The sequence below is a fragment of the Aquimarina sp. ERC-38 genome (assembly GCF_026222555.1).
In the GTDB taxonomy this organism is placed as follows: Bacteria; Bacteroidota; Bacteroidia; order Flavobacteriales; family Flavobacteriaceae; genus Aquimarina.
Window position 1 is genome coordinate 3,791,479 of record NZ_CP098511.1, and the last position, 22,429, is coordinate 3,813,907.

Annotated in this window: 20 protein-coding genes and 1 pseudogene; 16 read left to right on the forward strand and 5 right to left on the reverse strand. The window is 34.6% G+C overall.

Annotation, left to right across the window (positions count from 1 at the left end):
- Positions 1-64 precede the first annotated feature (64 nt).
- From NBT05_RS15795 to NBT05_RS15805, 3 genes are read left to right on the forward strand one after another with little or no spacing between them, the layout of a single operon-like run.
- Positions 65-313 carry an FtsB family cell division protein gene (locus NBT05_RS15795; protein ID WP_265773255.1) on the forward strand — a complete coding sequence of 83 codons (249 nt, stop codon included), beginning with the start codon at positions 65-67 and terminating at the stop codon, positions 311-313.
- Positions 306-1,682, forward strand: coding sequence for a methylmalonyl-CoA mutase family protein (locus NBT05_RS15800; protein WP_265770857.1), 1,377 nt, complete (start codon positions 306-308; stop codon positions 1,680-1,682). Before NBT05_RS15795 ends, NBT05_RS15800 begins: the two co-directional genes overlap by 8 nt.
- 42 nt (positions 1,683-1,724) lie before the next feature.
- Entirely contained in the window at positions 1,725-2,357 is a 633-nt protein-coding gene (locus tag NBT05_RS15805) for a hypothetical protein (protein ID WP_265770858.1), read from the forward strand.
- Between the two features lie 74 nt (positions 2,358-2,431).
- Here the strand turns inward: NBT05_RS15805 and NBT05_RS15810 are convergent, their stop codons facing one another.
- On the reverse strand, positions 2,432-2,851 hold the full coding sequence (locus tag NBT05_RS15810; RefSeq protein WP_265770859.1) for a nucleoside-diphosphate kinase: 420 nt from the start codon (positions 2,849-2,851) through the stop codon (positions 2,432-2,434).
- A 138-nt stretch (positions 2,852-2,989) separates the two neighbouring features.
- Positions 2,990-4,006 carry an alkaline phosphatase D family protein gene (locus NBT05_RS15815; protein WP_265770860.1) on the reverse strand — a complete coding sequence of 339 codons (1,017 nt, stop codon included), beginning with the start codon at positions 4,004-4,006 and terminating at the stop codon, positions 2,990-2,992.
- A gap of 82 nt (positions 4,007-4,088) precedes the next feature.
- On the opposite strand from NBT05_RS15815, the gene NBT05_RS15820 reads away from it, so the two are divergent.
- The 3 genes from NBT05_RS15820 to NBT05_RS15830 are packed head-to-tail and all read left to right on the forward strand — an operon-like array spanning position 4,089 to position 6,821.
- Positions 4,089-5,102 carry a DHH family phosphoesterase gene (locus NBT05_RS15820; protein WP_265770861.1) on the forward strand — a complete coding sequence of 338 codons (1,014 nt, stop codon included), beginning with the start codon at positions 4,089-4,091 and terminating at the stop codon, positions 5,100-5,102.
- Entirely contained in the window at positions 5,099-5,653 is a 555-nt protein-coding gene (gldI, locus tag NBT05_RS15825; RefSeq protein WP_265770862.1) for a gliding motility-associated peptidyl-prolyl isomerase GldI, read from the forward strand. Before NBT05_RS15820 ends, gldI begins: the two co-directional genes overlap by 4 nt.
- A 13-nt stretch (positions 5,654-5,666) precedes the next feature.
- The gene (locus NBT05_RS15830; protein WP_265770863.1) at positions 5,667-6,821 is read left to right on the forward strand and encodes a peptidylprolyl isomerase; all 1,155 of its coding nucleotides are present in this window, start codon (positions 5,667-5,669) and stop codon (positions 6,819-6,821) included.
- Positions 6,822-7,246: 425 nt separating this feature from the next.
- Here NBT05_RS15830 and NBT05_RS15835 read toward each other — a convergent pair whose 3' ends face one another.
- The 3 genes from NBT05_RS15835 to NBT05_RS15845 form a co-directional block, all read right to left on the reverse strand.
- Positions 7,247-7,978, reverse strand: coding sequence for a DUF3800 domain-containing protein (locus NBT05_RS15835; protein ID WP_265770864.1), 732 nt, complete (start codon positions 7,976-7,978; stop codon positions 7,247-7,249).
- Positions 7,979-8,080: 102 nt separating this feature from the next.
- A complete protein-coding gene (locus tag NBT05_RS15840) occupies positions 8,081-9,250 on the reverse strand; it encodes a Shedu anti-phage system protein SduA domain-containing protein (protein WP_265770865.1) in 1,170 nt (389 codons plus the stop codon).
- A gap of 215 nt (positions 9,251-9,465) precedes the next feature.
- On the reverse strand, positions 9,466-10,923 hold the full coding sequence (locus NBT05_RS15845) for an aminoacyl-histidine dipeptidase (RefSeq protein ID WP_265770866.1): 1,458 nt from the start codon (positions 10,921-10,923) through the stop codon (positions 9,466-9,468).
- Between the two features lie 66 nt (positions 10,924-10,989).
- On the opposite strand from NBT05_RS15845, the gene NBT05_RS15850 reads away from it, so the two are divergent.
- The 10 genes and pseudogenes from NBT05_RS15850 to NBT05_RS15895 all read left to right on the forward strand — a co-directional run bounded on the left by NBT05_RS15850 (position 10,990) and on the right by NBT05_RS15895 (position 22,393).
- Positions 10,990-12,069, forward strand: coding sequence for a DUF3810 domain-containing protein (locus NBT05_RS15850; RefSeq protein ID WP_265770867.1), 1,080 nt, complete (start codon positions 10,990-10,992; stop codon positions 12,067-12,069).
- 43 nt (positions 12,070-12,112) lie between these two features.
- Entirely contained in the window at positions 12,113-12,616 is a 504-nt protein-coding gene (locus NBT05_RS15855) for a GNAT family N-acetyltransferase (RefSeq protein WP_265770868.1), read from the forward strand.
- Positions 12,617-12,680: 64 nt separating this feature from the next.
- Positions 12,681-13,310 (forward strand): hypothetical protein, encoded by a 630-nt coding sequence (locus NBT05_RS15860; protein ID WP_265770869.1) that lies wholly within the window; start codon positions 12,681-12,683, stop codon positions 13,308-13,310.
- Positions 13,307-14,296 carry a phosphotransferase gene (locus NBT05_RS15865; RefSeq protein WP_265770870.1) on the forward strand — a complete coding sequence of 330 codons (990 nt, stop codon included), beginning with the start codon at positions 13,307-13,309 and terminating at the stop codon, positions 14,294-14,296. The genes NBT05_RS15860 and NBT05_RS15865 overlap by 4 nt, the downstream gene beginning before the upstream one ends.
- 410 nt (positions 14,297-14,706) lie before the next feature.
- Positions 14,707-15,141, forward strand: a pseudogene (locus NBT05_RS15870) (DUF1572 family protein); the annotation flags it as partial.
- 117 nt (positions 15,142-15,258) lie between these two features.
- A complete protein-coding gene (gene uvrB / locus NBT05_RS15875; protein ID WP_265770871.1) occupies positions 15,259-17,265 on the forward strand; it encodes an excinuclease ABC subunit UvrB in 2,007 nt (668 codons plus the stop codon).
- 341 nt (positions 17,266-17,606) lie between these two features.
- The gene (locus NBT05_RS15880; protein ID WP_265770872.1) at positions 17,607-18,407 is read left to right on the forward strand and encodes an alpha/beta fold hydrolase; all 801 of its coding nucleotides are present in this window, start codon (positions 17,607-17,609) and stop codon (positions 18,405-18,407) included.
- A gap of 14 nt (positions 18,408-18,421) precedes the next feature.
- The gene (locus NBT05_RS15885; protein WP_265770873.1) at positions 18,422-19,576 is read left to right on the forward strand and encodes a sensor histidine kinase; all 1,155 of its coding nucleotides are present in this window, start codon (positions 18,422-18,424) and stop codon (positions 19,574-19,576) included.
- A gap of 711 nt (positions 19,577-20,287) precedes the next feature.
- Positions 20,288-21,265: an IS110 family transposase gene (locus tag NBT05_RS15890; protein ID WP_265770874.1), complete on the forward strand. Its 978-nt coding sequence runs from the start codon at positions 20,288-20,290 to the stop codon at positions 21,263-21,265.
- A 144-nt stretch (positions 21,266-21,409) separates the two neighbouring features.
- Positions 21,410-22,393 (forward strand): Gfo/Idh/MocA family oxidoreductase, encoded by a 984-nt coding sequence (locus NBT05_RS15895; RefSeq protein ID WP_322874183.1) that lies wholly within the window; start codon positions 21,410-21,412, stop codon positions 22,391-22,393.
- Positions 22,394-22,429 lie beyond the last annotated feature (36 nt).

Below are 22,429 nucleotides of genomic sequence, written 5' to 3' on the forward strand. Positions count from 1 at the left end.
ATATCCGGTGTTAAGTGTATTATTCAATAAGTACATCTTAATACTATTGGTTTTTGTGGTTTGGATGTTGTTTCTGGATACCAATTCCTTTCTAATTCATCACGAATTAAATAATGAGATTGAGCAATTAAATGATAATAAAAAATACTATCAAAAAGAAATTCAGGTAGATCAAAAGCAGATTAAATCTTTAAAAAATGATGCTTCCTTAGAGAAATTTGCAAGAGAAGAGTATTTTATGAAAAAAGAAAACGAAGAAATTTATATCATTGAATATGAAGATAGTTTAAATAAAAGGTATAGGGATGAGTGACTTTTTATTTGAAGAATTTGACCCTGTTAGTGCCAAACAATGGAAAAATCAGATACAGTTTGAACTTAAAGGTGCTGATTATAACAACCTTCTCACCTATCAAACCCTGGAAGGTATTAGCATTAAACCTTTTTATCATCCAGAAACGGTAAAAGAAAGTTTACCGGTCTCTCTCCCAAAAACATGGAGAATTGCCGAAGTGATTAGAAATACAAAAGTAGATTTGTCTTTAGAGGAAATAACAAATGCCCTACATAAAGGGGTAGAGTCTCTTTTCTTTACCCTGTATGAACTTCCGTCAGAATTAGTAAACCTTCTACAAAAAGAAGCACAGGAAGCCGAGGTATATATACAATTAAAAAATAATTCGGAAGAAATAATTCGTAGTCTTAATAAATTAGGAGAACTCCCTACTCATTGGTTTTTTGAAAATGATATTATCCACTCCTTTCTTCAATCCGGGAATTGGCAAAAGACTAGAAAAATTGATTTTACCAGGTTATTTCATTTGGTAGAAACGGTAGATACAGATCATTTTATGCTAACTATAGATACTAGTATTTATCAAAATGCCGGGGCAACCATGGTACAACAACTGGCGTATAGTTTCAACCATTTAGTGGAATATCTACATCTTTTTGAAAATCATAATAAAAAGTTAATAGAAAATATAAAAATTCAATTTAAAGTTAGTGTAGGTTCTAATTATTTCTTTGAAATCGCTAAAATAAGGGCAATTAGGATTCTATATGCAATTTTCAATAAAGAATATAATTTGTTAAAAAAATGTTATATATTTACTCAGCCTTCAGAAAGAAATAATAGCGTGTTAGACTATAATGTAAATATTTTAAGAGCTACTACTGAATGTATGAGTGCCGTTTTAGGAGGCGCTGATACCGTAGCTAGTTATGCTTATGATACAATTTTTAAAGCTAAAAATGAATTCTCATCCCACATTGCCCGAAATCAATTACACATTCTAAAAGAAGAAAGTCAGTTTAGAAACGCCGGAACTATGGCAGAAGGTTCTTTTTATATCGAAGAAATTACCCGACAATTGGTAGAAAAAGCTTTATCACTCTTTAAAGAAATCGAAAAAAACGGTGGACTTTTTAGTCAGGTAAAAAAAGGTGTTTTACAAAAGAAAATTAGAGAAAGTGCCTTAAAAGAGCAACAAATGGTAGATAAAGGTAAAATAAATATAGTAGGAGCTACCATCTTTCCATCTTCGGAAATACCTGAAAACACTAGGGTAAAAAAGGATAAACCGCCAAAAAGTAAGAAGAAAACAATAATTTCACCGATAAAAGTTAGTAGATTAACGCAAAAAGTAGAAAATAATTGTATATTTGAAAGAAAAATCTGATATACTGTTTTTATAAATAATATCATAGTAAAATCTTAATCGATGCCCCAGAAGATAAGATCCTTAGTGTTAATTTGTATTTGCTTTCTTGCTATAGCCAGGATGCAATCGCAAGATTTTAATTGTTCAAATCTGGACAATACCGGATTCATAGATCAAGCTTTTGAAACTTTTGAAAAAGACCTGTACAACCATTACCAAAGTTTTAGTTCTGACCCTATAAAAGTATACCGTAAGTTTTTAACCGAAGTTGCCAGTCTTTCTATTGATTTACGCAAAATCCCTTCTAAAGATGCGATTGACCTGGCAAGGTTATTTAAAACTAAGACTACATCGACCAATTCCATTTGGGTAAAATTAAGTGACTACGAAAGTAATGAAGCAACCGATTCCTCATCTCCGTACACCAACCCTAAAAAAGATAATAAAGAAGAAATTTATACCTTTAATTACCGGGGAGGATTTATACAATGTTTAAAAAATACGTCTAATAGCGAAGACTTTAAAGATATTGTAACCATTCTTGAAAATGATGGTAATATAAGCACCTCTCTTATTGCACAACGCCTTTATTATATGACCGATGCAGAAATTCTAAAGAGCCAGGTTAAAAAATTCGTTGCATTCGATATTTATTACTCCATTTTAATGGTTATCGAGCGAGCGTTTGGATAATATTACTAATAAAAACACAAAACGCCCTTAGTCTAAAACCAAAGGCGTTCTTACGTAATCTTGTATATCTTTCTTTAAAATTGCTCTCTTCCTGAAAAATGAAATGCACCTTCTATCGCTGCATTTTCATCACTATCACTACCATGTACTGCATTTTCACTAATAGAAGTAGCAAACTTTTGCCGTATCGTACCTTCCGCAGCTTCTTCCGGGTTTGTCGCTCCGATCAACGTTCTGAAATCTTCTACAGCATTCTCTTTTTCTAAAATAGCTGCTACAATGGGACCACTTGTCATATACTCTACAAGATCATTGTAGAATGGACGTTCTTTATGTACTTCATAAAAAGTCTTTGCATCATTTACAGTAAGTTCTGTTAGCTTCATTGCCACAATCCTAAACCCTGAAGCGGTAATTTGTTCCAGAATTGCCCCGATATAGCCTTTTCGTACTGCATCAGGCTTTAACATAGTAAAAGTTCTATTTGTTGCCATCTTTATATTAGTTACGTGAGTTATTTTCGTATTTTCATGTAAAACGGTGCAAAAGTAGTTATAATCACCGCAATAACCAGTAAGAATTACAGAAACTAGCTTTAACTTTAGTTAACCCCCTTATCTTAAATCACTATACTAATTATATTCCTGCACCAACTCCTTAAGTTTTGTACCATTCACCCCATACATACTCATGACTACTTTTTTGTTCTTTAGATCAAAGCTTAGCATACCAAAAGATTTTTTAACTAGCATATCCTGAACACGGTACGTATTAAATTCATTCTCATTTTTTTTATAAGAGTGCGTTAAACCACTTGAAGTAAAATCAATAATAGGATAGGGTAATCCTTCTACCTCTTGTCTTGAAAATTCGGAAATATGCCGGTCTCCGCTTAAAATTATAACCTTCTTATCTTTATTTTTTTTAAGAAGCTGTTCCATTTTTTTAATTTCATGTGGAAAGTTACCCCAGGTTTCATATCCATGATCCCTGGATAAAAATTGAATGCTGGAAACCACAACTATAAAATCTGCATCAGAAGAAGCCAGTTCGTCGGCTAACCAATTCCATTGTTTATTACCTAACAAGGTAGTCGTGGTATCTGTAGTAGGGATGTACCTTTTGTTACCGGAAGTATCTTTTTCTAATGGGGAACGGAAGTATCGGGTATCTAACAAAATAACTTTTACAGAACCTACCTGATTAGCTAAAGTATAGGTGTTATAAATTCCTTCTTGGTTTCTACGAACATCATTTTCAGAAGCGCCAAAAAAATCTAAGAACAATTGCTGGCTTTCTTTCTTCTTTTCCCATTCTACCCCGGAATCATTAATTCCATAATCGTGATCGTCCCAGGTACCGATCACCGGTATTTTTGAACTAAATGTTTTATAATCTTCTTGGTCCTGTAAGAGCTGGTATTTCTCTTTAAGTAATACCATATCGTCCGTATCTCCATAAATAATATCCCCACCCCAGATAAATAAGTCGGGTTGAAGTTTGATAAGTTGTTGCCAGTGCGGTTGTGGTAGTTCCTGTTTATTACAACTACCAAAAGCTATAGTCACTAATGAATCTTCTACTACCTGTTGTTGGCAGGTAATCGTAGAAAACACAAACATAAAAAGCATAAAAATTCTAAATATCATAAGCGTAGATTTGTTGAAGAGCTGTTAAAATTACGTTTTTTACTAATTGCAATTTAACAATTAACATTATATTCGCCCCTCTATGAACACAGCTGATCTGGACACCGTACGCAAATTACTAAGTACTTCAAAAAATATAGTAATTATTCCGCATAAAAATCCGGATGGGGATGCTATTGGCTCCACCCTGGCACTGCATCATTATTTGTCAAATAAAGGACATCAAAGTACAGTAATTACCCCAAACGAATATCCGCAGTTTTTAAAATGGATTCCCGGAGAAAATACTATTAAAAAGTACAGTACGGATACTGAAAAATGCATTTCATTACTGGATCAAGCTGACCTTATATTTACGTTAGACTTTAATCATTTTTCCAGGACCGGAGATATGGAAGCTTTACTCGAAAAAAGTACGGCTCAATTTATTATGATTGACCATCATCAGCAACCGGATACGTATGCCGCCGTAACCTATAGTGACACTGGTATGAGTAGTACCTGCCAGATGGTGTATCATTTTATAGAAAAACTAAAAGATACAGATCAGATTAATCAAGCAATTGCTACCTGTTTGTATGTTGGGATTATGACAGATACGGGGTCCTTTCGTTTTCGATCTACCACCAGTACTACCCACCAGGTAATTGCGGATTTGATAGACCGTGGGGCAGACAATACGATGATCCATGAAAAGATTTATGATACTAATACCTATTCACAACTTCAGTTAAGAGGAGTAGCTTTAAAAAATTTAAAAATACTCTCCGATTATAAGACAGCGTATATTACCTTATCCCAACAAGAACTGGACGACCATAATTTCAAAAAAGGAGATACTGAAGGACTGGTCAATATCGGCCTCTCCCTGGAAGGCATAAAATTTGCTGTGATTTTTATTGAAAATAAAGGAGAAGGTATTATAAAGATATCCTTTCGTTCCAAAGGTGACTTCTCAGTAAATAATTTTTCCCGAAGTCATTTTGAAGGAGGCGGACATCATAATGCGGCAGGAGGTAAAAGCGAACTTTCTTTACAACAAACCGTTGATAAATTTATTAGTATCTTACCTTCTTATCAAAAGGAATTGCAATGAAGCTACAAGGCTTACATATTATCTGCTGTATAATTTGTTTATGGGGTTGTAAAACTCCCGAAGCACGCAGGCCGGTAAGTGTTTCATCCGGGTCGTTTATACAGGAGTCCATTCAGCGTAATAAAAAGTTGGCCGCACGTGAAGAGGCGCAGATTAAACGCTTGATTGCACAGGATACTTCCCATACCTATTTGACTTCTCAAAACGGATTTTGGTACTACTACCGTCAAAAAGATACCATGGCAACACAACAACCTGTTTTTGGAGATGTGGTTACCTTTAACTACAATATTAAAGATTTAAACCAAAATACCATTTATTCTGAAACAGAAATTGATACCGTCCGGTATGCTATTGATAAAGAAGAATTATTTCAGGGATTACGGGAAGGATTAAAACTAATGAAAGAAGGTGAAACAGTCACCTTCTTATTTCCCAGTTATCAGGCTTATGGATATTACGGAGATAATGATAAGATAGGAACTAATATTCCGTTAGTATCAACAGTAACATTACATACAATTACCAAACAATCAACAAAAGAAAATTAAAGTAACACAAAAAATGAGAAAACTAAATCTTTTTTTATTAGCTATTTTAGCTATCACTTTCTACAATTGTGATGAACAATACCCCGAATTAGAAGACGGGATGTATGCAGAAATTAAAACAAATAAAGGTACTGCCATTGCAGAGTTATATTTTCAGGATACTCCGATGACGGTTGCCAACTTTGTAAGCCTTGCCGAAGGTACCAATACCATGGTGGATAGTACGTATAAGGGTAAGAAATATTATGACGGCATCATCTTTCACCGGGTGATCAAAGATTTTATGGTACAGACCGGAGATCCTCTGGGTACCGGTACTGGTGATCCGGGATACAAATTTCCGGATGAGATCGTGGATTCTTTAAGACATGATAGCAAAGGAATTTTATCCATGGCAAACAGTGGTCCCGCGACTAATGGAAGCCAGTTTTTTATTACACTTAAAGAAACTCCCTGGTTGGATGGAAAACATACCGTTTTTGGGGAAGTTATTAAAGGTCAGGAAGTGATTGATAGCATCGGATCCGTTAAAGTGGGAACCGGGGACAAGCCGGAAACCGAAGTAAAAATGGAAACGGTTACCATTATCCGAAAAGGAAAAGAAGCTAAAAACTTTGATGCCAAAGCTGAATTTGATGAAAAACTAGCTGCTATTGAAGAAGAAGATAAAAAGAAAGAAGCCTTAGCTGCTGAAAAAGGAAAAGAAGTAGCTGCCAAATACGAAAAGCTAAAGGAAAATGCAGAGAAACTGGACAGCGGGCTGGAGATTGTATTTACTAAAAAAGGCGAAGGTCCAAAACCTAAAACTGGTGAAACCGTTTTAATTAACTACCAGGGGTATTTTACAGATGGAAAAATCTTTGATACCAATATCGAGTCCGTAGCTACTGAAATGGGTGTTTTTGACCAAAGAAGAAAAGATCATCCTATGGGGTATGCTCCAATCCCTATGCCCTACTCTCCGGATGCACAAATGATCCCCGGATTTAAAGAAGGCGTACAACAGATGAAGGTAGGTGATGAAGTAGTCCTTTATATCCCTTCACATTTAGCCTACGGCGAAAGAGGTGCCGGTCCTATTCCTGCTAACGCCGATTTAATTTTTGAACTAGCATTAGTTGATATTCAAAAGGAAGAAGCCACACCTCCCACTCCTGAAAGTAACTAGTAATAATTAGTTTAGATAACATCATATAATAAAAATCCCGCTCACTTTTGAAGCGGGATTTTTTATTTTATATGGTCGTATATTGTAAAAAAAATGATGGATAATATAAATATATCAGGTGATAGATCTCAAAGTTGGATAGCTATAATTTTTAAGGCTTTAGAAGGTGCTACCAACCCTTTTTTGTATTTAGTGTTTTTATTCTATTGCCCATTCTACTTTTTGGTTAGCAGTTCCCCGTTAAAATTGATCTTTGCATTTAACGCTTTAAATACATTTAAGATAGTATTAAATATTGCATCAGTAAGTTTGTTTTCAATTCTTTTAATTAAGTTATTTTTCGTATATTTATAGCATCAAAAAATATTGGATTGGGCATTTCCCGGTCGGCATTTCTCCTCGGTCTTTACTGGGGAATTTGTTTTTTAAGGAAATATTTTATATCTATAAATTTTTGAATTAATTATATCATAAGCTCTGTTTGGTTGTGATGGTTTTAAATAATGTAATCCAACAGGTCTTGCCGTCAAATCAGCTAATTGTAATCCACTAGAATTAGATTTCTTATCAGCAAGTAATAATCGGTAAGTCATTTCCTCAAAGTCTGTCTGTTTGTATCCAAACTGTTCGTCTTTTTTACAAATTCTTAAAAACTCAAGTTCTAAATCCTTATCTTCCTTACGCCCTCTTTTTTCGCAAATTAAATAAATTTCTTTTTCTACTTGATCTTTGCGTAATAAGACTTCATTTAACTTTTCAAGACCAAAACGAAGCCCTAAATGATATGGATTGAATGGTTGAGCATATTTCGTTTTTAGTTTACTTTTATCTATCACAATAGGAACAATTATAAAAGGTGTTTTTTCTATAATATTTGACAGGTCTGATAGAAAATTACTTCTTAAATCTTTACTTGTTCTTAAAAATTGAAAAGGATCTTTGTTTTTTCTAATATCAGTTTCGTGAAGTATTATTTGATCATGTCCAAAATATTTAAATTTAAACTTTTGAAGAGCAGGGACTGCAATATCAATATATTCAGGTATTTTAAAACAACAAAAAGTAAGTACGAATATGGGATAATTTGGGTCTATATTTTTTAATCCGTGATCACCTGATTCATCAATATATACAATATAATCTCCTTTTTCAATCATTAATATAATTCAGATTTATTTTTTTACGTATGAAATACAACGGATGATAGTATGTCATCGTCTCTGACGAAAGAGGATATGCGATCATACTTGTTGTTATGCTCAGTGCTTTATGGTTAATAGTTCCAATCTTTTCAAATATTTTACTTGATAATCCAATAAGTCATCATAAGTTATAATATTGATTTTAGAGTTCATCTGATTCATTCTATCATTTATGATATGCTTATTCTCTTCTTTATGGTCATTTCTTCCTATTAAAATATTGTATTCAACATTTTTAGGAATAAATCCGAAGACATTATTAATTTGCTTTTTGTATTCTACTTCTTCTAAGTATGCTTTATAGTCGTTTATTTGAAATAGATGATCTATGAATTTAGCTCTTAGAGTTGGGTGAAATTTCTTCTTTTTTGCAATTAGTTCATTTGGTAATTTTACTTCAAGAATGCTGAGGTCTGTTTCAAATGTCATTTCAGGTTTCAATACATAATCAGGTTCATAAAAATTTTTGTCGGTATAGTACAATTTAGGTTCGTAAAAGTGTCCTGAGAATGAATCTCTTTTAATGAATGATAAGTTTTCGTTAAAAAACCTATGATACTTTTTCTCTTCACTCTTTTTGGATCGCATGGATCGCTTAAGTTTTTTTATGTATTTATCAATTTTTATTTTGATTTGTTCGGTATCATTTACTAACCAATCATAAAATATTTTTCTTGGGAATAGTTTGAAATTACTTGATAAAATTTTAGTATCAATTTTAAATCGTCGATTAGAAGAAAAATAATTTGAATAGTCTATTTTTCCGCTATTTAAATTGATTCCAAGATTTTGCATTTCTTCGAGAACTTGTCTTCGCCAATTTTTTATCTGTACTGCATATTGCTCAATATTTAACACTTCTTCTCTTTGGTTAGAAATTGAATTTTGACTCCAGGCATTTGTATAATAATCCACTGCCATTCTCCTATTCGAAAAAACAACTGAGGTAGAAATCTCCCTTATATTATAATCTCGATTAGAATATGTATCTTCTATATTTGATCTTATTTCATCAAAGTATTTTGTACTTGATTCATTTTTGACCATATAATCTCCGATAATTAAATCAAGAGGCTTTTGCTTATTTATAATTTCTTGACGGATAAAATTTCTCGCTTCCGTAATTGAATAAACGAAAAGCAAAGACCATTTTTCACTTAATGGTTCTAATTGATTTCTTCTAGATGTTTCATTTAATCGGTTATTTGAAATGAAAAGTATTCTCATTCAATTTCTATTTTTTTCTGTATTAAGTATAACAAAGAAATAAAAGAAATATCTAATTTATACATTACGTAGAAGAAATATTTAACCTTTACACTACTACAGCTTTTATAACCATTGAAGAATTATATACGCTATTAATTCCTTCTTGTGAAACATTCATATACTTATCTAAAACAGTAAGAAAATAAAATTACTTAAACCATCCAGTTCCATACTCACTCCCCAGGAATATTCACCAAAACCTCCTTCGTTAATTTCCAAAATTTTTGAACGGAGGAGATGCTTACACGTTCGTCGGGAGAATGTGCTCCTTTGATCGTTGGGCCATAAGAAACCATATCCATTTCCGGGTATTGTTGGCCAATAATACCACATTCCAATCCGGCATGACAGGCAGCAACATGTGGTTTTTCAGAAAATAGATCGGTATAAGTTTTTTCCAATACTTTAACAATCGGAGAATTCATATTAGGGTTCCATCCGGGATAACTACCACCTGTCGCTACGTTGAACCCATAATACTTAAAAATAGCAGTTAGGTCAGCAACCAATTCAGCTTTCCCATCCTCGGAGCTACTACGGGTAAGGCACTCCACTTGTATTTTGCCTTGCATTACCATAACCTTTGCAATATTATTAGAAGTTTCTACCAGATCCGGAATGGCTTTACTCATTGTATACACTCCGTTATGTAAATTTTCTAAAGCATCCAATAAAGATTGTTGTACTTCTTCATCTACGATCTTTTCCACTTCCTCAATTTGGTCAATTTCGACCAAAAAATGAGGGTCCGTATCTTTAAATTCTTTCGTTAATGCTTCCGCTTTTTGAAGCAAAGTTTCTTTCCATATCTCACCAGAGGTAAAATCTACTGCAACTTCAGCAACACTTTCCCTGGGAATGGCATTCCGCAGGCTACCTCCCTGTAAACTGGATAAATACATTTTAAATTTACCTCCTGACCGTAGCAAGGTGTTCATCAATTTATTAGCATTCCCCAGATTTTTATGAATATCCATCCCGGAATGCCCACCGCTTAACCCCGAAATTTTTACACGATAACTTTTAGTATTCCCCGGATTTGCTTTTTCCGTATAGCTTCGGGTACCGGTAACATCAATACCTCCGGCACAACCTACCCCGATTTCGTCATCTTCTTCGGTATCCAGGTTTAAAAGAATCTGACCTTGTAACCAGTCCGGACGTAACTGAAAAGCCCCGGTCATTCCGGTTTCTTCATCAATAGTAAATAAAGCTTCAATCGCGGGATGTTCCAGGTCATCAGCTGCTAGAATAGCCATAATAGTAGCGACACCAAGCCCGTTATCTGCCCCAAGCGTAGTTCCTTCGGCTTTGACCCAATCCCCGTCTACTTTCATCCGGATTCCTTCAGTTTCAAAATCAAAAGCAGTTCCTTCATTTTTCTGATGAACCATATCCAGGTGAGACTGCAATACAATGGTTTTACGATCTTCCATTCCCGGGGTAGCCGATTTCCGGATCAATACATTTCCAGCATCATCTTTTTCAACCGGTAAGCCCAGTTCTTTTCCGAAGTTAAGCATAAAAGCAATAACACGTTCTTCCTTTTTTGAAGGTCTTGGCACCGCATTTAGTGCAGCAAAATGTTTCCAAATGGCTTTGGGTTCCAAAGCAGTAACGGCAGTACTCATAAATCCTAAGGTATAACGAATTAAATCAATGCTAAAAGTTGTAGTTTTACGCTTCTTACGAAGCTAATGCAAGATAAAACGAAAATCTTACTTACCCTACTCCTACCCGTTCAAATTATAGGGATACAACTGATTTCGTTCTTCCCGAAATTTATTGAAGATTATTACAGCAATGGTCTCTATTTGTATATATCCCGAGGACTTCGTTACACCTTTGGATGGATTCCCTTTTCCTTTGGGGATATCGGATATTTTATATTTATCATCTTTATCATTCGTTTTATTTATAAGCAATTTAAAACAAAGCCGTTTTCCTGGAAAAAGTTAGTCATAGAAATCGGAAGTACCTTGTCCGTGGTCTATTTTATGTTTCACATCCTATGGGGATTGAATTACTACCGGCAACCTATGCATAAAATTTTGGATATTGACGATACCTATACAGAAGCAGAACTAATACAGGTAGCCAAATATTTTATTGAGAAATCTAACCAAATCCACCAACAACTACAACCTGATGACTCGCTAGCAGTTGAAATTCCTTATACTAAAGACGAGATTTTTGATAAAACTATTGCTGCTTATCAAAATCTGGTAAAAAAATACCCTTTTCAATCTTATCAACCAGCGAGCATTAAAAAATCCATGTTAAGCCTACCCTTAACTTATATGGGGTTTAGTGGATATCTCAACCCAATTACAAATGAAGGACAGGTCAATTCCTTAATTTTAAATTATAAAACACCTACCACCACCTGCCATGAGGAAGCGCATCAAATAGGATTTGCTAAAGAGAATGAAGCTAATTTTATCGGAGCATTGGCAGCATTGAATTCGGATGATCTATACTTTCGATATAGCGGTGTGACCTTTGCCCTTAAGTTTTGCTTAAACGATTTGTACCGTCGCGACGAACAAAAGGCAATCTGTCTTATCGAACAAAACTTACGTCACGGAGTACGGATGAATTATAGGGCAGTAAACGAATTTTGGGAAGCATATCGCAATCCTATAGAACCACTTTTTAAAGAAAGTTATGATTCGTATCTTAAAGCCAATAACCAACCGGACGGGATGGAAACCTATAGTTATGTTTCCGCTTTGTTAGTGAATTATTTTAAGGGAAAAGAGGTATTGGATTTTTAATAAAAGGAGTGTTTTTTCAACGTTTTTACATCTATTTATAGCTATGAACACTAATTTACAGATTCGACCTATGATTCCACAAGACTGGAAAGCTGTAAAGCGTATTTATAAAATAGGAATGGAATCCGGTAAGGCAACTTTTGAAACCAAAGTGCCGGATTGGGAACAATGGGATCAAAAACATCTGGATATTGGTAGATTAGTAGCCATACTTGACCAAAAGGTAGTAGGTTGGATTGCCCTAAGTGCCACTTCTACCCGTCAAGTATATTTCGGCGTAGCTGAAATAAGCGTTTATATCGATCCTGATTTTAGAAAACGAGGTATTGCCAGAAAGTTACTGGAAGAAGTTATTAAAGTAAGCGAGGAAGAAGGTTTTTGGACCTTACAATCCAGCATATTTAGAGAAAATCATGCCAGCTATCAGTTACATAAAAGTTTAGGTTTTAGAGAAATTGGGTACCGTGAGAAAGTTGCAAAGCGGGACGGAGTTTGGAAAGATAATATTTTACTTGAACGTAGAAGTAATGTAATTGGTTTGGATTAGTTTATAAACCGGTTTATCTTTATTTCGCAACCGTAATCCAACCACATTTCAATAAATAACAACTATGGAAAATAGTATACGTATCCTTATTTATATGCATGCCTTCTTTGGCGGAGTGGGATTATTGACCGGTTTTGGTAGCGTAATTGTAAAAAAAGGAAGTGTGTTACATAAAAAAATGGGGAAACTCTTTTCAATAAGCATGGTTATAAGTTCCTTAAATTCTTTACCTATAGCCTGGATGTCCAACCATAAGAACATTTTTCTCTTTTTGATAGGCATATTTACCATCTACTTAGTATTAACTGGTAATCGTGCGTTAAAATTAAAAAAAGAAAAATATGCCGGTAAAATTGACCTGGTTATTTCCGGTAGTATGATTATTTTCTCATGTATCATGATACTAATAGGAACCTATAGACTTCTAAATTCACAATCCAATAGTATCCTCTTTCTGTTTTTTGGAGGTACGGCTTTATTTTTATCCTCAAAAGATTTCCGTTTTTATAAAAAATTGGATAAAGTTAAAAATGTCTGGTTGATTGCCCATACCGGTAAAATGATTGGTGCTTTGATTGCATCTGTAACTGCTTTTATCGTAGCGGGTTTACAATTAGATAATTTAATATCGTGGATACTGCCTACCTTGTTAGGAACTATATATATCATTTATTGGAATAGAAAAATAGCATGACAAAGACGTTTCCCGTAATCTCTTCTATACTTTCAGCAAAAGAGATAGGTGATTTTATTAAAACAAGATACCAACTCAACCCAAAACTTCAGTGTCGCCTATTTCGAACAGGAATGAACCATACTTATATCTTATCTGGTTCTGAGGAAAAATACGTACTTCGATTGTATACGTACAACTGGAGAACGTTGAATGAGATTAAAGCAGAATTACAGCTTTTACTTTATTTACATCAAAAAGGAATTCAGGTTTCCCTTCCCATTCCGGATAAAAACGAAAATTTAATTCAACAAATCGAAGCTCTGGAAGGAATCCGCTACGCAGTACTATTTTCATTTGCTAGTGGAGAAAAGAAACGCTTTATCAAGGATAAAACTGCTGCGACTATTGGTTTAATAATGGCAAAATTCCATCAGGTAACGGTAGACAAAAAAATTGATCGAATTTCCTATACTAAAAATACACTTCTAGAAAAACCTTATCAAAATTTAAAAAGCTATTTCTCAGAACAACTTCCTGAAATGCGATTTATAGAAGAATATATTAAGTCCTTTTCAAATGTTGAATTTGAAGATATGCAAAAAGGAAGCGTACATATGGATATCTGGTACGATAATATGGCAATATTAAATGACATTGATATCACCCTATTTGATTTTGATTTTTGCGGTAATGGATGCCAAATTTTAGACGTAGGTTATTTCTGTAAGCAATTATTTCATATAGAATCAGATAAACAACAGTTTTTACTCAAAACTCAAAGTTTTTTAAAAGGCTATCATACAAATCGACCACTTTCTAAAAAAGAAATTGATTTTATACCTCGAGCGGGGGTTTTAGTCTTCTTGTTTTATCTGGGAATACAGGCACAACGGTATGACTGGTCTAACATCTTCTTATCCGAGAATTATGTAAAGATGTATATGGCTAAAATACAATCATGGATCAACTTCTGCCAGGAAAACAAAATAGATTTGAACGGTTAAATATAAATATACATGTGATTGTAGTAAACGCAAAAATGCATTAGTATACATTTTTGAAAAGAAGAATAAATGTACTTTGTATAACATTAATATCCAGTTAAAATTAATAGTTTATAGACATCATAAAATAAGTTAATCCTAAACTTTACATTAGTTTTAATTCTTGATTCTAGAAGCGATGGCAACCTGCCCGTTTACAGGTGGGTCTTAAATCTTTACCAGACACTAATGTTTATATACTTATAACTTAACCAATCTTCATCAAAAATACCAAAATGGAAACGACTATCCCCAATAACTACATGCAAAGTACCCGTAAACAGTTTGAATATTATAAAATCCTAGGAGAGAACACTTTTGATCAACTTCAGGAAACGGATTTATTCTGGTAACCTGGCAAAGATGTAAATTCGATTGCGATTATTGTAAATCATCTTTGGGGTAATATGCAATCAAGATGGACAAATTTTCTAACTGAAGATGGCGAAAAAACCTGGAGAACCCGTGACCTAGAATTTGAACCTGGTATCACTACAAAACAGGAATTACTACAAAAATGGAACGAAGCCTGGAAAACGCTTTTTACAGCCTTAGGTACCATCAACGAAGCTAACTTTAATACTAAAATTTTTATTAGAAACCAGGAACATACGATTATCGAAGCAATTAACCGGCAGATGATGCATTATGCTTATCATATTGGTCAAATAGTGTATATCGGTAAAATTATAAAGAATGAACAATGGAAAAGCTTATCCATTTCAAAAGGAAAATCTGAAGAGTTCAACCATAAAAAGAAGATAAAAGGGAAACATGGCGGACATTTTAGTGAAGATATTACGTAGTATACTAACTCGGCTAAAATAATTAATTTCAAAATGTTTGTTTAAGACAACATAACTCCCAAATGAATTTTTATCACCCCTTCCCTTTCCGTATCTTTAGTTCATAAAAAGAAGGGCATGCGATTTACTATAGAATCTGACTTTAAACCAACCGGAGACCAACCGGAAGCTATTAAACAACTAGTGTCTGGGATGCAATCCGGTGATAAATACCAAACCCTGCTAGGTGTAACCGGATCCGGAAAAACCTTTACTGCAGCAAATGTTATTGAAGGAACTCAGCGTCCTACCTTAGTACTATGTCATAATAAAACTCTGGCAGCCCAACTTTATTCGGAGTTTAAACAGTTTTTTCCTAATAATGCCGTAGAATATTTTGTTTCCTACTACGATTATTACCAACCCGAAGCTTTTATTCCCAGTTCAGGAACTTATATTGAAAAGGATCTGTCCATTAACGAAGAGATTGAAAAGTTACGCTTAAGTACCACCTCTTCCCTTCTCTCCGGACGTCGGGATGTACTGGTAGTGGCCTCCGTATCTTGTTTATACGGTATTGGTAATCCGGTCGAATTCCAAAAGAATGTAATATCTATCGCTAGCGGACAATTTGTATCTCGTACCGCACTTTTACAACGCTTGGTACAGAGTTTATACGCCCGTACCGAAGGGGAATTTAAAAGAGGAAACTTTAGGATTAAAGGAGATACCGTAGATATTTTTCCCGGATATGCTGACGAAGCCTATCGTATCCACTTTTTTGGAGACGAAATCGAAGAAATCGAACAATTTGATCCTCAGACGAATAAAATTCTAAATAAATACGATCGGCTAACCATTTATCCGGCAAATATGTTTGTGACTTCGCCGGAAAGTCTTAATAAAGCCATTGATCAGATCGCATTAGATTTGGGAAAACAAATAAATTACTTTTTAGACATTGGCAAGCCCCTGGAAGCAAAGCGTCTGGAAGAACGAACCAACTTTGACCTGGAGATGATTAAAGAATTAGGCTATTGTTCCGGTATAGAAAATTACTCCCGTTACCTGGACGGTCGATTACCAGGTACTCGTCCTTTCTGCTTACTGGATTATTTCCCGGATGATTACCTGATGTTGATTGACGAAAGCCACGTAACCGTACCGCAGGTACATGCCATGTACGGAGGTGACCGTTCCCGAAAAGAAAACCTGGTAGAATACGGGTTCAGATTGCCCGCTGCTATGGACAACCGCCCCTTAAAATTTGAAGAGTTTGAAGTTTTACAAAACCAGGTGATTTACATCAGTGCTACTCCGGCAGACTATGAACTTCAAAAAAGTGAAGGTATTTATGTAGAACAAATCATTAGGCCTACCGGACTTTTAGACCCGGTTATCGAAGTACGCCCCAGTTTAAACCAGATTGATGACCTGGTCGAAGAAATTCAAAAGCGGGTAGAATTAGACGAACGAACCTTGGTGACAACCCTAACCAAACGTATGGCCGAAGAACTTACTAAATATTTAACTAAAATCAATGTACGGTGTAGGTATATCCATAGTGATGTGGATACGCTGGAACGGGTTGAAATTATGCAGGATTTACGTAAAGGCTTGTTTGATGTGCTGATAGGGGTAAATTTACTTCGAGAAGGTCTGGATTTACCCGAAGTTTCTTTGGTAGCTATCCTAGATGCAGATAAAGAAGGGTTTCTTCGGAATAATCGCTCCCTAACGCAAACTATTGGACGAGCTGCCCGAAATGTAAATGGTTTGGCGATAATGTATGCTGATAAAATCACGGAAAGTATGCAGAAAACTATCGATGAAACCAATTATCGACGAGAAAAACAAATTGCTTATAATACCAAACACAATTTAAAACCAACCGCATTAAAAAAATCTTTAGATAATGCATTAGCCGGGAAAAAAGTTGAACCTTATAAATTCGAGACAGCCCCCACCTTACAAGCAGCCGAAGAAGAAACCGCTTATTTTTCTAAAGATCAATTGGAATCTCGTATTAGAAACGTACGGAAAGCGATGGAAAAGGCAGCAAAAGAGTTAGATTTTATGACCGCCGCCCGTTTACGCGATGAAATTAAAATGCTACAGTCAAAAGTACAGGATCAGAAGGTATAGGTTTTGAAACTAAACTATTCAAATTTCTAATTTAAACTTTGAGCTTTAGTTTAGGGATCGAATGCTTGAAAATATTTGAAAGTTACTTTTCTACTTTTAAAAGTAAGACAATTTTATCATTTTGATTTTCAATATGATAATGATTAGTCATGATTCTTGGTTCTAGGAGCGATAGCGATCTTGAGTCCATTCCAGACAGTAAGAAATTAAAACTAAAATACCCCTAAAAACCCAAACTAATTCATAATTTTAAATTAAGGCCCATTTCGTATACAATAAAGTACGTTTACCTAAGCATATTTTTTGTAAAAAGCTTATATTTCCACTAAAGATTTTATAAAATGACCCGAGCAGAAGTAATTCGTAGAAACAATATCTCTTTTCAGGGAGACGGCGAACAGGTTTTACTATTATCTCATGGATTTGGTTGTGACCAGAATATGTTTCGTTTTCTGACCCCTGCCTTTAAAAAACAGTACAGAATCATACTTTTCGACCACGTAGGATGTGGCAAATCAGATTTGGACGCTTATCATTTTGAGAAGTATGAAAACCTTCGTGGATACGCTCAGGATATTATTGATATCTGTGAAGTCCTACAGTTAAAAGATGTGATTTTTATCGGACATTTAGTGAGTGCGGTTATTGGAGTACTGGCGTTTAACTTACGCCCTTACCACTTTTCAAAAATGGTATTGATTTGTCCTTCTCCTAAATATACAAATGAAAACGAGTATCACGGAGGTTTTGAAGCGCAAGACCTGGAAGAACTTATGGAAGTAATGGAAAATAACTATGAAGGCTGGGCTAGTTTTCTGGCTCCCGTAGTGATGAAGAATGAAGACAAACCTTTATTAGTAAAAGAACTGGAAGAATCTTTTAAAAGTATTGACCCTTTAATTACCCAGAACTTTGCAAGGGCTACTTTTTTCTCAGATAACCGAAATGACCTTAAAAAACTCACCATCCCTACCTTAATTCTACAATGCCAGGAAGATTCTATAGCTCCTAACAACGTAGGGCACTATGTACATAAGCAGATTAAAGGCAGTACCTTATTAGAAATGAAAGCAACCGGTCACTGTCCGCACATGACCCATCCGGAAGAAACTATTGCTGCCATTCAATCTTTTTTATCGTAGTAATTTTATAATAAATGCATAAAGCTTTTGAAGAGTTACCTTGTTTTGTTATAAAAACTAATCCTATTGGGGAACTTCTTTATTATAATCGTTATACGACTGAGCAATTAGATCATCAGACCACCTTTAAGAGTATTACAGATATCTTGACAAAAGGAAGCATTATATTTTTTGAAACCTATTTACTTCCATGTTTCTCAAACGAGACCATTAAAAATGAAGTGTTTCTTACTTTAAAAGGTAAAGACAAACGTATTCCCGTACTATTTAATATTAGTAAGAGTACTACTTCTACCGCCCCCGGATTGTTATTTACCGGTCTACCAATTAAAAATCGTATTGCACAAGAAAAACAAATAATTGAGGATAAAAAGAAACTTGAACAGGAAAACCGGGAGAATAAGAAATATTTGGATTTAAAAAAAAATCTAGAGCTACACCAGTTCCAACTAGAAGAAAAACTAAAAAATCAGTCGCGAATAAGTAACGAACATAGAGAGCTGAACAAAGTATTATCTCATGATCTACAAGAACCTATCCGGAAAATAGGTTTATTTAGTGACCTCATTCTAGCTAACCCAAAAAAAGACAGAACACATTATTTGGAACGGATAAACATTCTTGCAAATGATAATAGAAATTTACTTCGTAATATTCAAAAATATTTATTACTAGAAGAAACCTTTGAACCATACGATAGTACTACTATAGATGAAATTCTGATTGATGTTAAAGCAGATTTAAATGAGCAAGACTATCGTATACATATAGAAAATAAAGAAAACCTACAGTTCTTAGGAGATTATCGGCATTTGGTTTTTTTATTTACAGAAATAATTCGAAATTCGATTCAATTTGTTAAAGAAGATCAGCTTCCTACAATTTCAGTAAAAGTTGATTTGATTGAAAAAAATGTGTTTGAAATTTCTAAAGACCTTTATAAATACAAACCATTTTTAAGAATAATGATCACTGATAACAGTATAGGATTCGAAAAAAAATACGCAACAAAAATCTTTGAACTCTTTCAAAAACTTCAGGTATCTAAAAATTTAGGATTGGGATTGTCCTATTGTAAAAAGATTGTACAGCTACACCAGGGGACAATTGAGTTTATACATCCGGAACCCGGATCACAAGTTTTAGTAATTACACTTCCTAAAGAATAAAGTTCTATAAACTATATCTGATAAAATCTTCGGATTAGTTTTGTAACTATCATTTCATAGAAAAAAGAAAATTTTAGTCAATTACCGAAGGCTAATAGGCTTAAAATTATCAGTGTCCTGTTAAAACAAATTAAAGTTTGTAAAGCATAGTAAAATAAGGTGATACAAAACTTTAAAGTATTTGGAGGTTGCTTTTTTGTTTTTTTTGGAAGGAATTTGTTTTTAACATGGATAATTTTATAATATTGATTTTTGATATTTTATAATCAACCCGTGGTGCATTTGAATAATAACTATTATCATAAAATCCGTCAGTTCGAGTGCTTCGACCAAAGGAAGAAGTGTATCGAGAACAAGGATTTTAGCCAAAAAAGCTATGTAGTCCTGAGTTAAACCGAAGGACTCGATATCCTCGACCAAGTCAAGGACAGGCTATTTTTTCTTCATTTCCTTACGAAAAAACACTCCTTTAGACTTGCATTAGCAAAATTATGTTTAATCTAATATATTTAAATCATTAAAATTGAAAGAGAGCGGTTGTTGAAGTACACTAGTATCACTTAGAGTAAAACTCATAATTCGATTCAGACTTGAACAGCCTTCTTTATAGTAATCTCAAATAGAAATTAGGGTTCTTAAAGCCCATTATCAAGGAGTCGAGTTATTATAAAGTGCCCTCTCTCAACTTCGTTTCATGTTAAAGGCAAAACTATGAAAAACATTTTTATCGGTATTGATGTATCTAAGAAAAACGTAGATATCAGTACCTTCAAAGACCAAACCTACACCTCAGAAGTAGTAGTCAATAAAACTAAGGAACTAACTAAGTTCTTTAAACAGTTTACAAACCAAAAGGTCCTTGTTGCCATGGAAAATACAGGAAGGTACAACTTCCCGCTTTATGAAGCACTGGCAGGGTTTGAGTTTGATGTTTACGTGGTTCACCCTATACATATAAAACGGAGTATTGGCCTTACCAGGGGGAAGAACGATAAGATAGATGCAAAACGTATTTGTAGTTTTTTACAAAAAAACTATAGTGACCTACCCCAGTGGAAGCCAAATTCAAAGTTAGTGGACGAGTTTAAAATACTGCTTAGTGAGCGAAAGTCACTAGTTAAAAGGGAAGCTGCTTTAAAAAAACAGGTTAAAGAATTGAAAGTTATTAATTCCAAAGTAATAAACAAGTTGATTACTTCTAAGGGCAAACAAATAAAAGGGCTTAGCAAGAACATTGTTGAGGTGGAAAAAATGATCGTAGCACATTTGGAGAAAGACCATACCCTAAAGGAAGATGTAGAAAGGATAAAGAGTATCCCCGGTGTTGGTAAGGTAGTGGCGTGGACCCTGCTGGCCAAAACAAATGGTTTTACCAGGCTATTAGACCCACGCAAACTAGGTTGTTTTGCAGGTGTTGTACCTTTTGAACAGCAATCCGGGACTAGCATAAAAACTAAACCAAGGGTTTCTAAGATGGCAGATATGGAACTTAAATCCGTACTCCAGATGAGTGCCATGCGTTCGGTAAGGCTCAAAGATAGTTCCCTCAGGGTCTATTATGAAAGAAAACTAGCGGAGGGTAAAAACAAAATGAGCATCCTAAACGCAGTGAGGAATAAAATTATACACCTTGCCCTAGCACTTGTCAACAACAAAACTTATTACAAATTTAACTTGCAATTGTCATAGAAATCGAATTGACGCTTTTTAACCCAATTGTAGCAGAGGTACAATTATTCTTAATTCTAGAAGCAATAGCGACCTGCCCGTCCGCAGGCGGGTCTTAAATCTTTACCAAACGTTAATAATTTAAAATAGTAGTAATTTTACCATATGATGCAATTGACAAAACCCATTCGCTGGGGAATTATAGGGGTAGGTAATGTTACCGAAGTAAAAAGTGCTCCGGCTTATCAAAAAACGGAAGGTTTTGAAATTTCCGCAGTAATGCGGAGGAATAAGGAAAAGTTGATAGATTACGCCAAACGTCACAATATTCAAAAGTGGTATACTGATGCCGATCAGTTAATTCACGATCCGGAAGTAGATGCGGTTTATATTGCTACCCCACCGGATTCACACTGCTACTACGGATTAAAAGTAGCAGATGCTGGTAAACCTTGTTGTATAGAGAAACCTTTAACTCCCTCCTATCAAGATTCTAAAAAAGTAGTTCAGGCATTTCAGGAGAAAAACATTTCATTATTTGTAGCTTACTACCGTAGGAGCTTACCCAGATTTGAACAAATCCGACAATGGCTTGCTGAAGAAAAGATAGGAAAAGTACGTCATATCCATTGGCACTTAAGCAGATCACCCAAACCTATTGACCTGACCAATCATAAAAACTGGCGAACCAATGCTGAAGTTGCACCAGGAGGCTATTTTGATGACCTTGCGAGTCATGGATTGGATTTATTTGCACACTACTTTGGGAATTATAAGGAAGTCCATGGAATTAGTACCAATCAACAACAATTATACAGCGCTAAAGATGCGCTCGCTGCTTCTTGGGTACATAAAAATGGAATTACCGGTACCGGATTATGGAATTTCGGTAGCTTTATCAACCGGGATCAGGTTGAGATTTTAGGAAGTAAAGGAAGTATTCAATTTTCTATGTTTTGGGAAAACCCTTCAATTTTAAATGTAAATGGAAATATAGAAGAACATTTTATTAAACATCCACAGCACGTACAGCAATACCATGTAGAAAATATAAAAAAACACTTATTAGGAGAAGTAAAACACCCCTCAACAGGAATTTCCGGGTTACATACCAGTTGGGTGATGGATCGGATTCTAGGTAACATATAATAACACAACTTATATAAAATAGAAGAGTGCGATCTG